Source organism: Pseudomonas parafulva (assembly GCF_002021815.1).
Lineage (GTDB): Bacteria > Pseudomonadota > Gammaproteobacteria > Pseudomonadales > Pseudomonadaceae > Aquipseudomonas > Aquipseudomonas parafulva_B.
Map to the genome: position 1 here is coordinate 1,797,872 of NZ_CP019952.1, position 13,918 is coordinate 1,811,789.

General features: G+C 63.1%; 8 protein-coding genes and 1 pseudogene. 4 read left to right on the forward strand and 5 right to left on the reverse strand.

What is annotated here, in order from left to right; translation table 11 throughout:
- Positions 1 to 2: 2 nt before the first annotated feature.
- Both treZ and glgA read right to left on the reverse strand, forming a co-directional pair.
- Positions 3 to 1,736: pseudogene (gene treZ / locus B2J77_RS07990) on the reverse strand (malto-oligosyltrehalose trehalohydrolase); the annotation flags it as partial.
- A gap of 13 nt (positions 1,737 to 1,749) precedes the next feature.
- Positions 1,750 to 3,309 carry a glycogen synthase GlgA gene (glgA, locus tag B2J77_RS07995; protein WP_027916213.1) on the reverse strand — a complete coding sequence of 520 codons (1,560 nt, stop codon included), beginning with the start codon at positions 3,307 to 3,309 and terminating at the stop codon, positions 1,750 to 1,752.
- Positions 3,310 to 3,971: 662 nt separating this feature from the next.
- Here glgA and gnd point away from each other — a divergent pair.
- The 4 genes from gnd (at position 3,972) to B2J77_RS08015 (ending at position 9,113) form a co-directional block, all read left to right on the forward strand.
- Positions 3,972 to 4,955 (forward strand): phosphogluconate dehydrogenase (NAD(+)-dependent, decarboxylating), encoded by a 984-nt coding sequence (gnd, locus tag B2J77_RS08000; protein WP_058639578.1) that lies wholly within the window; start codon positions 3,972 to 3,974, stop codon positions 4,953 to 4,955.
- On the forward strand, positions 4,952 to 6,460 hold the full coding sequence (zwf, locus tag B2J77_RS08005; RefSeq protein ID WP_078478330.1) for a glucose-6-phosphate dehydrogenase: 1,509 nt from the start codon (positions 4,952 to 4,954) through the stop codon (positions 6,458 to 6,460). Before gnd ends, zwf begins: the two co-directional genes overlap by 4 nt.
- Positions 6,461 to 6,551: 91 nt before the next feature.
- Positions 6,552 to 8,345 carry a glycoside hydrolase family 15 protein gene (locus B2J77_RS08010; RefSeq protein ID WP_058639580.1) on the forward strand — a complete coding sequence of 598 codons (1,794 nt, stop codon included), beginning with the start codon at positions 6,552 to 6,554 and terminating at the stop codon, positions 8,343 to 8,345.
- Between the two features lie 147 nt (positions 8,346 to 8,492).
- The gene (locus B2J77_RS08015) at positions 8,493 to 9,113 is read left to right on the forward strand and encodes a TetR/AcrR family transcriptional regulator (RefSeq protein WP_078478331.1); all 621 of its coding nucleotides are present in this window, start codon (positions 8,493 to 8,495) and stop codon (positions 9,111 to 9,113) included.
- Positions 9,114 to 9,416: 303 nt separating this feature from the next.
- Here B2J77_RS08015 and preA read toward each other — a convergent pair whose 3' ends face one another.
- From preA to hydA, 3 genes are all read right to left on the reverse strand, one after another.
- The gene (gene preA / locus B2J77_RS08020) at positions 9,417 to 10,691 is read right to left on the reverse strand and encodes an NAD-dependent dihydropyrimidine dehydrogenase subunit PreA (RefSeq protein WP_078478332.1); all 1,275 of its coding nucleotides are present in this window, start codon (positions 10,689 to 10,691) and stop codon (positions 9,417 to 9,419) included.
- The gene (locus tag B2J77_RS08025; RefSeq protein ID WP_078478333.1) at positions 10,692 to 12,059 is read right to left on the reverse strand and encodes an NAD(P)-dependent oxidoreductase; all 1,368 of its coding nucleotides are present in this window, start codon (positions 12,057 to 12,059) and stop codon (positions 10,692 to 10,694) included.
- Positions 12,060 to 12,198: 139 nt separating this feature from the next.
- Positions 12,199 to 13,638 (reverse strand): dihydropyrimidinase, encoded by a 1,440-nt coding sequence (hydA, locus tag B2J77_RS08030; RefSeq protein ID WP_078478334.1) that lies wholly within the window; start codon positions 13,636 to 13,638, stop codon positions 12,199 to 12,201.
- Between the last annotated feature and the right edge of the window lie 280 nt (positions 13,639 to 13,918).

Here is a 13,918-nt window from a genome sequence, read left to right on the forward strand (position 1 = left end):
TCTTCTGGTCTGGGGGGTAGCAGGGTGACCACGCAGCTGTAGGGCGAAAGCGTCGAGCCGGCGTGCGCCTTGTCGCCGCTGTCGAAAAGGCAACTGCCGGCAGGCGCAGCCTCCAGGTGCAGAGGCTGGTCGCCCAGGTTCAGGTCGATGCGCAATGTGCTGCCATCGCCCAGCTGCCAGCGTGCAGTCAGTGCCTTGTCAGCCAACACCTCGGCGCCCAGGGGGCGGGTACCGGGCAGGCGTGGGACAAGCTGCTGACGGCGCGTCGTGAGCAGCTGCTGGTACAGCCCATGCCAGCCGGCAATCACATCCTGCGGGTCAGGCCTGGAGGCGTGGAAGGTCTGCTCGGCGTTGGGGTCGGGTATACGCGCGCGCTTTTCGGGGTCGGCAAAGGCGGCAAAATGTTCGAACTCACCGCGCCGGCCTTCGCGCACCGCATCGGCGAGCTCATCATGAAAATCGGTGAAGAACAGGAAGGGTGCACGGCTACCGTCGTCATCGCCCATGAACAGCAAGGGAATCATGGGGCTGAGCAGCAACAGCCCTGTCGCTGCGCGCAGGGCCGCAGGCGAAGTCAGCCGGGTCAGGCGCTCGCCCATGGCGCGGTTGCCGATCTGATCGTGGTTCTGCAAAAACAGCACGAAGGCGCTGGGCGGCAGGTGGCCGCTGGGTTCGCCGCGTGGTTCGCCGTGGCGGTTGGGCTGGCCCTGGAACACGAAGCCCTCGCCAAGGCAGCGCGCCAGCTTGCCGATCGGGTCGTCCTTGTAGTCTTCGTAGTAACCCTCGGTTTCATTGGTCAGCAACACGTGCAGCGCGTTGTGGCCATCATCGTTCCACTGCGCGTCGAAGCCTTGTTCAAGCAAGAAAGCCTGGTTGTGTTCGTTTTCCAGCACTAACCAGACGTGTCGACCCGGCTCGACGGCCTCGCGCACACGCTGGGCCAGCTCCTCGAGGAAGTCCGGCTGGTCGATGGCATGTACCGCATCGAGTCGCAGGCCATCGATGCGGTAGTCGCATATCCACATCAGCGCGTTCTGGATGAAAAATTCGCGCACTTCCGGCCGCCGGAAGTCGATGGCGGCCCCCCAGGGAGTGTGGCGGTCCTCTCGGAAGAACGAGCTGGCGTACTCATGCAGGAAGTTGCCATCCGGGCCGAAGTGGTTGTAGACCACATCGAGCATCACCATCAGCCCGTGGCCGTGTGCCTGGTCCACCAGGCTGCACAGTTGCTCAGGAGTGCCGTAGTTGTGCTGCGCTGCATAAGGCAGCACGCCGTCGTAGCCCCAGTTGCGGGTACCTGGGAATTGGCTGATTGGCATCAGTTCGATGGCGGTAATGCCGGTCGAGGCGATACGTTGCAGATGGCTTGCCACGCCTTCATAGCCACCAAGTACGCCCACATGCAGCTCCTGGATCACCGCTTCGTACCAGGGGCGGCCTTGCCAGCAATGCTGCCAGGCGTAACCGCCCAGGTTCACGACCTGGCTGGGGCCATGAACGCCTTCGGGTTGGAAGCGCGATGCAGGGTCAGCAACGCGAAGCTCGCCATTGATGCAGTAGCGGTACAAGTCCCCTGGCTTGGCAGGGGCGGTGCCGGTGAACCAGCCATCGGCCTCGGGGGCGAGGGCGACGGCTTCCTGGTGTTGCAATTCCACACTCACGCTGCGCGCGTCGGGTGCCCAGAGGGCGAAGCGCGCCGACGTGGCGTCCTCTAAGTGTGCGCCATGCCTTTGCATCTTCGACCTCTCTTCAGTAATGAGCCAGCTGGGCTTGCTTGACCAGGTCTTCGTACAGGCGTGCGTAGGGTTCCACTGCCTGGCACCAGTTGAATGGCTGGGTCATGGACAGGCAGCGCATGGCATTGAGCAGGTCTTTTTTCTGGTAGATGTAGAACGCCCGGCTGAGCGCCTCGCGGTAGCTTTCCACCGTCGATTCATCGAACAGGAAACCTGTAACGCCGTTCTCGATGGTGTCGGCCAGCCCGCCGGTCTTGCGCGCAACGGGCAGCGAGCCGAAACGCTGGGCGTACATCTGGCTCAGGCCACAGGGCTCGTAGCGCGAGGGCATCAACAGGAAGTCGCTGCCGGCGAACATGCGGCGTGCATCGGTTTCGTTGAAGCCGATGCGCACACCAACGCGGCCGGGATGACGCAGGGCCAGTTCGCGCATGGCCTGCTCTTCCTCGGGTTCGCCGCGGCCGATGATTGCAATTTGGCCGCCTTGCTCGACGATGTACTCGGCAACGCCCAGGGTCAGGTCCAGGCCTTTCTGGTAGACCAGGCGCGAGACCACGGCAAACAGCGGCCCCTCGGAAGGGTCCAGCTGGAACAGCTCGCGCACCGCCTGGGCATTACGCGCCTTGCCCTCCCAGTCGTTGATGCTGAAATTATGCTGCAGGTGCTTGTCGGTCGCCGCATCCCAGCTTTCGTCGATACCGTTGGGAATGCCGCCCAACAGCCCTTGTTGCGCCTTGCTGGCCAGGAAACCGTCCAGGCCGCAGCCGAATTCGGGCGTGGTGATTTCCTGGGCGTAGGTGGCACTGACCGTGGTGATGTGGCTGGAGTAGGCCAGGCCAGCTTTCAGGAAGGAGAGCTTGCCGTAGAACTCCATGCCTTCCTGCTGCATGGCATGGTCGGGAATGGCCAGCTCCGGGCTGCAGCCACGGCTGTAGACACCTTGATACGCCAGGTTGTGAATGGTGAACAGGGTCGGCGTACTCAAGCCGCGCCAGTGCATGTACGCAGGGGCCAGGCCCGCTGGCCAGTCATGGGCATGCACCATCTCCGGTTTCCAGTGGATCATGCCTTCACCGGCTGCGATTTCTGCAGCCGCCAGGCCCAGGCGGGCGAAACGGATATGGTTGTCCGGCCAGTCGCGACCGTTTTCTGCTGCGTAGGGCGTGCCAGGGCGCTGGTAGAGCTCCGGGCAGATCAACACGTAGATCACCAGGCCGTCGGGCAAGTCCATCCGGCCAATCTTGCAAGGTGGCAAGGCCGCGTGGCCGCCCAGCTCGCCGACGATGTGGATGGGGTTGTCGCTTTCGACGACCTGCGGGTAGCCCGGGATCAGCACGCGCACGTCGTGCAGGTGCGCCAGTGCCCGTGGCAGCGCAGCGGAGACGTCGCCCAAGCCACCGGTCTTCACCAGGTCAGCGATTTCCGAGGTGACGAAAAGGATCTTGCGTTTGTTCGGGTTGTTCTGGCGCTGGGCGCCAGGTGCCTTGCCTGTCTTGGCGAGCTCCGGGATGAGCGGTTCGCGATGTTCCGAGGTAAAGGTAGCTACTTGAGTCGCGACAGCGGCACTGATCATTGTTTCTCTCCGTCCCTAAGCTTGGCCGGGCACTGATAAACCGCGGCGGTCTTTCGTGTTGATTCTCTCTTTGCGAATTCTGCGTAATGCAATCCTTGCCCCCGAGTCGTGCGCACAGGCACAGCGCATTCGGCATTCTGGCCAAAAGGCGAGTGGACTGGTTGGGGTGGGCGGGCCATGCGTGGGAATAACCCATTTCATCTGGCCTGCTTAGTTCCTGACCTGCCGTCTTTCCTTAAAGTTCGACTTTTTTTCCGTTGCTCTTCCATTGAGCAAATGGCGGGCCGGAACCTGAGTGTAGGAGAGAAATATTACAAATGTGACCGAACGGTCATTCCAGGCGGCCCGCGTGCTAGACGCAGACGTTGGCACTCGCCCGCCGCATATGCCGAGCGCGTTGAACACACACGATCGCTAGGCGACGAGTGGCGCTTTGCCCAGTGCCTTGCACCTTAATGGTGCGGTCGGTGCTGCATGACAGCGCTCTGATTGATTCAGCGCTGCTGAATGCCTCTGGCGCCCCGAACGGGCGAAGAGAAAGGTACTTCGGCCCCAGCGAACGAACATGAACACACCGCCCGTCGCTGAACCCTCATGCAGTCCACTGGACTAACCTGAAAGGCGAAACGTCGTCACTCATTCCAGAAGGGGAGCACCTGCTCATGCAATTGGGAATTGTCGGGCTGGGCCGCATGGGCGGCAACATTGCAAGGCGGCTTATGCTCGCCGGCCATCACACGGTGGTGCACGATCGCAACGCACAAGCGATCACCGCCCTTGAGGGCGAAGGTAGCGTGGGGGCGGCTGACCTGGCCGCACTGGTCGAGAAACTCCAGGCGCCTCGTGCCGTCTGGGTCATGCTTCCCGCTGGGGCGCCTACCGAGCAGACCATTGCCCAGCTGGCTGACTTGCTGGAACCTGGCGACTCGATCATCGACGGTGGCAATACCTTCTATAAAGACGATATGCGCCGCGCTGCAGAACTGGCGCAGCGTGGGCTGCATTACCTGGATGTGGGTACTTCCGGCGGGGTATGGGGGCTGGAGCGTGGTTACTGCATGATGATCGGCGGGGAAAAGGACGTGTTCGAACGTCTGGAGCCACTGTTTGCAGCGCTCGCACCCGGTGTCGGTGATATCCCACGCACCCACGGGCGCACCGGTGAACACCAGCGCGCCGAGCATGGCTATATCCACGCCGGCCCGCCGGGCGCAGGGCATTACGTGAAGATGGTGCACAACGGTATCGAATACGGCTTGATGCAGGCTTACGCCGAAGGCTTCGACCTGCTGCGCAGCAAAGGCGGTGCCGAGCTGCCTGAGGACCAGCGCTTTGACCTGAACGTGGCCGAGATCGCTGAAGTGTGGCGCCGTGGCAGCGTGGTCACGTCCTGGCTGCTGGACCTGACCGCCGACGCGCTGGTGGCCGACCCGCAGTTGGCCCAGTTCAGCGGCTCGGTGTCCGATAGCGGGGAAGGGCGCTGGACCATCGATGCGGCCGTCGAGCAGGCGGTGCCGGTTCCGGTGCTGTCCAGTGCACTGTTCGCGCGTTTTCGTTCGCGACAGCAACAAGGCACTTATGGCGACAAGATTCTCTCGGCCATGCGCCTTGGGTTCGGTGGACACGTCGAGAAGAAACCTGAATGAGCAAAAAACCGGCAACGCCTGCTGCTCCACCCTGCACGTTGTTCCTGTTCGGCGCCAATGGCGACCTGGTCAAGCGCCTGCTGATGCCCGCACTCTACAACCTCAGCCGCGACGGCCTGCTCGATAAAGACCTGCGCATCGTGGGTGTCGACCACAACGCTGTCAGCGCCGAGGCATTTGCTGAACGTTTGCACGCGTTCATGGCCGAGCGCGACAAAGGCGCAGAGGGTGCCCCGGCGAACCTGGACGAAAAGCTCTGGGCCAGCCTTGCCAAGCGCCTGGACTACCAGACCGGGGACTTTCTCGACGCTGCGACTTATGAGGCTATTGCCAAGCGCATCGACAAGACCAGCCATGGCAACGCGATTTTCTACCTGGCGACGTCTCCACGGTTTTTCCCAGAAGTGGCCAAACGCCTTGGGGAGGCCGGGTTGCTGGACGAGTCGGGCGGCGGGTTTCGTCGGGTGGTCATCGAGAAGCCGTTCGGCCACGACCTTGCCAGCGCCGAGGCGCTCAACGCTTGTCTGCTGAACGTGATGGGCGAGCGTCAGATCTACCGGATCGACCATTTCCTGGGCAAGGAGACCGTCCAGAACATCCTGGTCAGCCGTTTCTCCAATGGGCTGTTCGAGTCGTTCTGGAACAATCACTACATCGACCATGTGCAGATCACCGCCGCTGAAACCGTAGGGGTCGAAACCCGCGGTGCGTTCTATGACAGCACCGGTGCGATGCGCGACATGGTGCCCAATCATCTGTTCCAGCTGCTGGCGATGGTAGCCATGGAGCCGCCTGCGGCGTTTGCCGCTGACGCGGTTCGCGGGGAGAAGGCCAAGGTGATCGGCGCGATCCGCCCGTGGTCGACCAAGATGGCGTTGAAGAACTCGGTTCGGGGCCAGTACGTAGCCGGCACCCTGGATGGGAAGAACGTGCCGGGATACCGTCAGGAAACCAAGGTGGAGCCTGACAGCCAGACCGAAACGTTCGTGGCCATGAAGATCATGATCGATAACTGGCGCTGGGCCGGTGTGCCCTTTTACCTGCGCACCGGCAAGCGCATGAGCGTGCGCGATACGGAAATCGCCATCTGCTTCAAGCCGGCGCCGTATGCCCAGTTCCGTGAGTCCGCGCTGCAAAGGCCCAAGCCCAATTACCTGAAGATTCAGATCCAGCCCAATGAAGGCATGTGGTTCGACCTGCAGGCCAAACGGCCAGGGCCGGAGCTTGTCATGGAGAACGTAGAGCTTGGGTTTGCCTACAAGGATTTTTTCAAGATGACCCCGGCCACCGGCTACGAGACCTTGATCTATGACTGCCTGACGGGCGACCAGACCTTGTTCCAGCGTGCCGACAACATCGAGAACGGCTGGCGCGCCGTCCAGCCGTTTCTCGATGCCTGGGCCCGGGGCGGGGAAGTGCATGACTACGAGGCCGGCCAGGATGGCCCGCAGGCGGGCGGCGAACTGCTGGCCCGGGACAAGCGCGAGTGGCACCGGCTGGGTTGATAGCGCACCGTTTTGATCCGATCGCGTGGTGCCGGGCCTGTCGGTGAAGGCAGGCTCGGCACAATGGACGCACTGAATTTCTGGAGTCTCGATGCCTGCCCATATTGAAGATTATGCCCTGCTGGGCAATTGCCGCAGCGCAGCCCTGGTCAGCAGCGACGGCTCGCTCGACTGGCTGTGCCTGCCGCGTTTCGATGCGCCAGCGGTGTTCGCGGCCTTGCTGGGTAACGAGGAAAATGGCCGTTGGCGCCTGGCGCCTTCGGACCCTGTGATAGAACGCACCCGGCGCTACCTGGACGACACGCTGGTGCTTGAGACCGTCTGGGTCACGGCCTCGGGAAAGGCGCGGGTGCTGGACTTCATGCCCTTGGGTGACGAGAACGCAGTGGTGCGCATCGTCGAAGGCCTTTCGGGGCAGACCACGTTCGAAATGGACCTGGTGATGCGCTTTGACTACGGGCGCAGCGTCCCTTGGGTGGAGCGGCTCGACCCGCTGACCCTCAGCGCGGTGGCAGGCCCGGACCGCTTGGTCCTGTCCTCGACCGTGGCGCCCCATGCCCGCGATCACCACACGGTGGCGCGTGTGCGGGTAGGCGAGGGCGAGCGCCACGTGTTCAGCTTGCGTCATCACCCGTCCCACCTGCCGGTGCCCGCCGAACAGGACATCGATGCCTGCCTCAAGGCCACCGTGGATCAGTGGCAGGTCTTCGCAGCCAAGTGCCCCGACGTGGGGCCGTACACGGCCCTGGTGCGGCGCTCGTTGCTGGTGCTCAAGGCCATGACCTATGCCCCAACGGGCGGGATTGTGGCGGCAGTGACGACTTCGTTGCCCGAGCGCGTGGGCGGTGAGCGTAATTGGGACTACCGCTTCTGCTGGCTGCGCGATGCCACCATGACCTTGCTGGCCTTCATGAACCTGGGCTACTTCGAAGAAGCCCAGGCCTGGCGCGAATGGCTGTTGCGTTCGGTGGCGGGCAACCCGGAGCAGATGCAGATCATGTACGGCCTGGCCGGTGAGCGTGATCTTCAGGAATACACCTTGCCCTGGCTGGCCGGCTACGAGCACTCCCAGCCGGTGCGGGTGGGCAACGCAGCCGCCGCGCAGACCCAGCTGGACATTTACGGTGAGCTGGCCGACGCCATGAGCCAGGCCATCCGCGGCGGTCTGCCCAGGCACCCGCGCAGCGCGGCCATTAGCCGGGTGATCATGCCTTACCTGGAAAGCATCTGGCGTGAACCTGATGAAGGCATCTGGGAAGTGCGCGGTGGTCGGCAGCATTTCGTGCACTCCAAGGTCATGGCCTGGGTGGCGTTCGACCGCGCCGCAGAGCTTGCCGACACCACCGAGGAGGACCGTGAACGGGGCCTTCACTACCGGCAGGTCGCTGATCAGATCCGCCGCGAAGTGTGCGAGCAGGGCCTCGATGCCCAGGGCCAGCACTTTGTGCAGGCCTACGGTTCTTCAGAGATGGATGCCAGCCTGCTGCACATCGCGCTGACCGGCTTTCTGCCGGCCCATGACCCGCGCTTTCTGCGCACCCTGGCCCAGATCGAAAAACGCCTGCTGCACAACGGCCTGTTGCTGCGCTACGACACCGACAGCTGTACCGATGGCCTGACGGCGGGCGAGGGTACGTTTCTGGTGTGCTCCTTCTGGCTGGCCGACGTGTACGTGCTGCTGGGACGCCAGGACGAAGCGCATGCGCTGTATCAGCGGCTGACAGACCTGTGCAACGATGTGGGCCTGTTGGCTGAGCAGTACGACCCGGTAGGCAAGCGCATGCTGGGCAACTTCCCGCAGGCGTTCAGTCATATCGGCATCATCAATACCGCGCTCAACCTGCACCGTGCGCAGTGCCCTGCGCGCGTGCGCGCCAGTGCCTGAAGCTTGGCAGCCGGCGCTTGCGCCGGCTGATGGTTTCGCTGCGCAAGCGGAGTAGACTACGGGACATTTGCGAGAGCACGGAGCAACCATGGGCATTGGCGGTATGGATTGGCAGATCGACAACATCCAGTTCACGGTCAGCGCTTGATGGCCAACCACAAGATTGAAATCCGTCGTCGTAACATCGAGAAGATTCTGCAGGCCGCCGAGCGTGTGTTCGCCGAAAAGGGCTTCGCTGCCACGTCCATGGGCGACATCGCCGAGCAGGCGCAGCTGCCGCGCTCGAACCTTCATTACTATTTCAAGACCAAGGACGACCTGTTTCGTGCGGTATTGCAGGACTTGCTTGAAGTCTGGAAACAGGATGCCCTGAGTTTCGAGCACTTCGATGACCCCCGCGTCGTGTTGACCAGCTACATACGCGCGAAGATGGCTCACTCCCGGTCACGGCCGCTGGGCTCGAAAATCTGGGCCGAGGAGATGCTGCACGGTGCGCCGGTGCTCAGGGCCAACCTGGATGAAAGCCTGGTGCCCTGGGCCAGACTCAAGGAAGCCAAGATCCGCCGCTGGGTGGAACAGGGGCGCATTCTGCCAGTGCAGCCGTCGGCGCTGCTGTACATGATCTGGGCATCGACCCAGCATTATGCCGACTTCGGATACCAGGTGGCCTTGCTCAACGACGGCGAGCCGCTGTCCGACCGGGATTTCGAAAGCGCCGTGCAGACGGTGACCAGCGTAATCCTGAGGGGCATTGGGTTGGAGCCTTGAGCGAACTACCATGCAGGGCTGAAATCGTGGCGCCGCTGCGCGGCCCATCGCGGCACTAGGCCGCTCCTGCACTGAATTCGATAGCCTCCAGATCCGATAGAAAGCGGATGCCTTCTCGAATTTTGGAAATCGAACGTTGCGCTGCAGCTACCCCTTGTAGGAGCGGCCCTTGTGCCGCGATGGGCCGCGCAGCGGCCCCACGATTTCAGCCCTGAATCCCAATCATCAAGGCCCATGTGCGCCGCACCGCGACGGATCCGGCGCCTGGCAAAACGGCGGGCGCCTGCATTCACACGCCCACCCTCAGCCAGCCTCCCGATAGGGGTTGCGCGGGTCCTGCGTCCAGTTCAGGTACGGCTTGCCAGTGTCCTGCGCAACCATCTCGATGCAGTCTTCCACGGGGCAGGTGATCTGGCACAGGTTGCAGCCCACGCATTCTTCCTCGATCACGCTATAGGCATGGGTTCCGTCGGCCTTCACCGTACTGGCGATGGCCTGGTGCGAGGTGTCCTCGCAGGCGATGTGGCACCGGCCGCAACCAATGCAAGCATGCTGATCGATGTGCGCGATGGACTTGTAGTTGATGTCCAGGTACTTCCAGTCGGTGGTGTGGCCGACTGCCTGGCCTCGGAAGTCCTCAAGACGGGCATGCCCATGCTGATCCATCCAACGTGCCAGGCCGTCCTTCATATCCTCGACGATGCGAAAGCCATGCAGCATGGCGGCCGTACAGACTTGCACCGCGCCGCTGCCCAGGGCCACGAACTCGGCAGCGTCACGCCAATTGCCAATACCGCCGATCCCGCAGATCGGCAAGCCTTGGGTGGCGGGGTCGCGGGCGATTTCCGCGACCATGTTCAGCGCGATGGGTTTGACGGCCGAGCCGCAGTAACCCCCGTGCGTACTCTGGTCCCCGACAATCGGGTGGGCGACCATGCGGTCTAGGTCCACGCTGGTGATGGAGTTGATGGTGTTGATCAGCGACACCGCATCGGCGCCGCCCCGGTGTGCGGCTCTAGCCGACTGGCGAATGTCGGTGATGTTGGGGGTAAGCTTGACGATCACCGGCAGCGAGCAGTAGGTCTTGCACCAGCGCGTGACCATCTCCACATACTCAGGCACCTGGCCCACCGCTGCCCCCATGCCACGCTCGGGCATCCCATGGGGGCAGCCGAAGTTCAGCTCGATGCCATCGGCCCCGGTGGCCTCGACCAGCGGCAGGATGAATTTCCACGATGCCTCCTCGCACGGCACCATCAGCGACACGATCAGTGCCCGGTCCGGCCAATCCTTCTTGACCTGGGTGATCTCCCGCAAGTTGATCTCCAATGACCGATCGGTGATCAACTCGATGTTGTTGATGCCCTGAACCAGGCGGTTGGCGCCAAAGTGCGCCGAATAACGCGATGAGACGTTCACCGCTGCAGGGTCTTGCCCCAGGGTTTTCCAGACCACGCCACCCCAGCCCGCTTCGAAGGCGCGTACCACGTTGTAGGCCTTGTCGGTGGGCGGCGCGGAGGCCAGCCAGAAGGGATTCGGGGCGCGAATGCCGGCGAAGACGATAGACAAGTCAGCCATTTACGCGGCCTCCACATTGAGCATGAGTTGGGCATGGATGGCCTGGGCCGCCACCTTGCCATGTTGTACGGCCTGTACGGTGAGGTCCTGGCCCAGGGCAGTGCAGTCACCGCCGGCATACACGCCCGGTAAGCTGGTCTGCATGCACTCATCGACGCGGATGCGCTCCCCATCGCGGGCCAGTTGCGCGGCGACCGGGTCAGCCAGGCTTTGTTCTTCCAAGCGCTGCCCGATGGCCTTGAAGATCGCGTCGGCAGCCAGTTCGAAGGTTTCCCCGGTATCACCCAGGCGACCGTCCACCATCGCCGTGCGCGCGAAGCGCATGCCGCGTACGTTGCCATCGTCGCTCAGCAGTACGGCGTCGGGACGCGCCCAGGAGTGCAGGCGCACCTGGTTGGCCTTGGCGATGGCTTGCTCGTGGCCCGTGGCGCCCATGTCGGGCGCCCCACGGCGATACACCAGGTTGACGTCGCGTGCCCCCAGGCGGCTCATCTGCACGGCCATGTCGATCGCCGTGTTGCCGGCGCCGATCACCAGGCAGCGGTCGGCCAAAGGCAAGCGGCTGAGGTCATCCGCCTGGCGCAGCTCGCGGATGTAGTCGGTGGCAGCCAGCAGGCCCGGCGCCTGCTCATCGGGCAGGCCCAGTTGCCGCACGGCACTGAGCCCAAGGCCGAGAAACACGGCATCGTACTGGTCCCGCAAGTCACCGAGCCTCAGGTTGCTGCCCAGGCGCTGGTTGTAGCGGATCTCGATACCACCGATGCCCAGCAAAAACGCCACTTCACGCTGGGCGAAGTCATCCACCAGCTTGTAGCGGGCAATGCCGTACTCGTTCAGACCGCCCGGTTTTTCACTGGCTTCGAAGATGACTACATCGTGCCCGTGCATGGCCAGGCGATGTGCGCAGGACAAGCCCGCCGGGCCGGCGCCGACCACGGCGATACGCTTGCCGGTCGCCACAGAGCGCTGGAAGGGATGCCCGCTGAACTGGGCGTTGTCCAGGGCATAGCGCTGCAACTGACCAATCAGCACCGGCGCGCATTCCTGCGCGTTGTTGCGCACGCAGGCCTGTTCGCAAAGGATTTCGGTCGGGCAGACACGGGCGCAGCTGCCACCCAGGATGTTGGCCGACAGAATCCGTTCGGCAGCACCTTCCAGGTTTTCATCACTGATGCGGTGGATGAAGGACGGAATGTCGATGTCGCTGGGGCAGGCGTTGATGCACGGGGCATCGTAGCAGTACAGACAGCGCGCGCTCTCCACGGCGGCCTGGCGCGCGGTCAGTGGTGGAACCAAGTCGCTGAAATGCTCGGCCAGCTGGTCGCTACCGGCCCCAGGGCGCGGCAAATGGTTCAGTGCGTCGATCACGGTGGTAGCCTCTCTTTCTTGTCGTGGGCTTGAAAGGGTGGAGCGCAGGCGGCCCCGCTCACCGGCACGCCGTGCTCCAGGCACGGGTTGGCCTGACGAGTCGGTCTTGCAATGAAAGCCGGTCGATCAGTGTCAGCGGCTAGCGGGGCACGGGGATGGGCCGATGGTGGTCGGCCCGACGCTCGAGCAGTTCGTACACCGACGGGTAGGCCGGGCGTTCGACATACCGTCCGGCACCGACTTCGGCGCGCAAGTCACCGTCGGCCCACACCACCTTGCCCTGGCTGATGGTGTGGCTGGGCACGCCGCGCACGGTGCGCCCTTCGAAGATGTTGAAGTCCACCTGCTGGTGATGGGTCTTGGCCGACAACGTGCGCGTGCCCTGTGGGTCCCACAGCACCAGGTCGGCGTCGGCGCCGACACGAATGGCGCCTTTGCGTGGGAACAGGTTGAAGATCTTCGCCGTGTTGGTGGACGTGACGGCGACGAATTCGTGCATCGACAGGCGACCTGTGTTCACACCGGCATCCCACAACACCGCCATGCGGTCCTCGATACCGGCCGTGCCATTGGGAATGCGGCTGAAGTTGTCGCGTCCCATGGCCTTCTGCTCGGCGCAGAAACAGCAATGGTCGGTGGCGGTGGTGTGCAGGTTGCCTGACTGCAGGCCGCGCCACAGCGCCTCTTGGTGTTCACGCGGTCGGAAGGGCGGGCTCATCACATAGCCTGCTGCCGTGGCCCAGTCCGGGTCGCGGTAGACGCTGTCGTCCAGCAGCAGGTGGCCAGGCAAGACCTCGCCGTAGACCGGCTGCCCCTTGCCGCGAGCGTAGGCAATCTCATCCAGCGCCTCGCGGCTGGAGACATGCACCAGGTACAACGGCGTACCGAGGGTTTCTGCGATACGGATGGCGCGGCTGGCCGCTTCGCCCTCGACCTGGGGCGGACGTGACAACGGATGCGCCTCAGGCCCTGTCAGGCCCTGGGCCAGCAACTTGCGTTGAAGGTGATCCACCAGCTCGCCGTTCTCGGCGTGCACCGTGGGCACGGCGCCCAGTTGCAGGCAGCGCTCGAAGCTGGCGACCAGGGTGTCGTCAGCGGCCATGATGGCGTTCTTGTAGGCCATGAAGTGCTTGAAACTGTTCACCCCATGGTGGGCAACCAGCTCACCCATTTCCTCGGCTACCTGGTCGCTCCACCAGGTGATGGCCACGTGAAAGCCGTAATCGCTGGCGCTCTTTTCTGCCCATCCGCGCCAGGTGTGAAACGCCTCCATCAACGACTGCTGGGGATTGGGGATCACGAAATCGATGATGGAGGTGGTACCGCCTGCGAGCCCGGCGGCGGTGCCGCTGAAAAAGTCCTCGCTGGCCACGGTGCCCATGAATGGCAGCTGCATGTGGGTATGCGGGTCGATCCCGCCGGGCATCAGGTACTGGCCGCTGCCATCGAGCACCTTGCAACCGGCCGGTGGGTCGAGGTCTTGGCCGATGGCCTGGATCAGGCCGTTTGCACACAGGACATCGGCGCTGAAGCTTTCTTCGTGGGTGACCACGGTGGCGCCACGGATCAACAGGGACATGCCGTTTTCCTCGCAGGCTGACCGGTCTGTGCCGGTTCTTGGAATTGGTAGGCCAGGGTGGCAGAGCGATCCTGTCATCGCTGACAAGATTCGAGGCTAGATGCAGATTCTGGATTCAGCAAGAAATAAATCACACGGAATTTGTGGTTTTTAACCTGCTGATTAATAAGGAAATAAAAATTAGGGTGGCTCTAGCATAGGCGTTTCGGATCAGGCTGACGTACTTGACAAGATCCAAATTTGGTCGAAATTTCTACCCACATTCTGCGTGTGTACTCCG

What these genes read in the sequence shown, in the direction of transcription:
- glgA (WP_027916213.1), bottom strand. Translation starts at nt 3,309, where the DNA reads ATGATCAGTGCCGCTGTCGCGACTCAAGTAGCTACCTTTACCTCGGAA.
- gnd (WP_058639578.1), top strand. Translation starts at nt 3,972, where the DNA reads ATGCAATTGGGAATTGTCGGGCTGGGCCGCATGGGCGGCAACATTGCA.
- zwf (WP_078478330.1), top strand. Translation starts at nt 4,952, where the DNA reads ATGAGCAAAAAACCGGCAACGCCTGCTGCTCCACCCTGCACGTTGTTC.
- B2J77_RS08010 (WP_058639580.1), top strand. Translation starts at nt 6,552, where the DNA reads ATGCCTGCCCATATTGAAGATTATGCCCTGCTGGGCAATTGCCGCAGC.
- B2J77_RS08015 (WP_078478331.1), top strand. Translation starts at nt 8,493, where the DNA reads ATGGCCAACCACAAGATTGAAATCCGTCGTCGTAACATCGAGAAGATT.
- preA (WP_078478332.1), bottom strand. Translation starts at nt 10,691, where the DNA reads ATGGCTGACTTGTCTATCGTCTTCGCCGGCATTCGCGCCCCGAATCCC.
- hydA (WP_078478334.1), bottom strand. Translation starts at nt 13,638, where the DNA reads ATGTCCCTGTTGATCCGTGGCGCCACCGTGGTCACCCACGAAGAAAGC.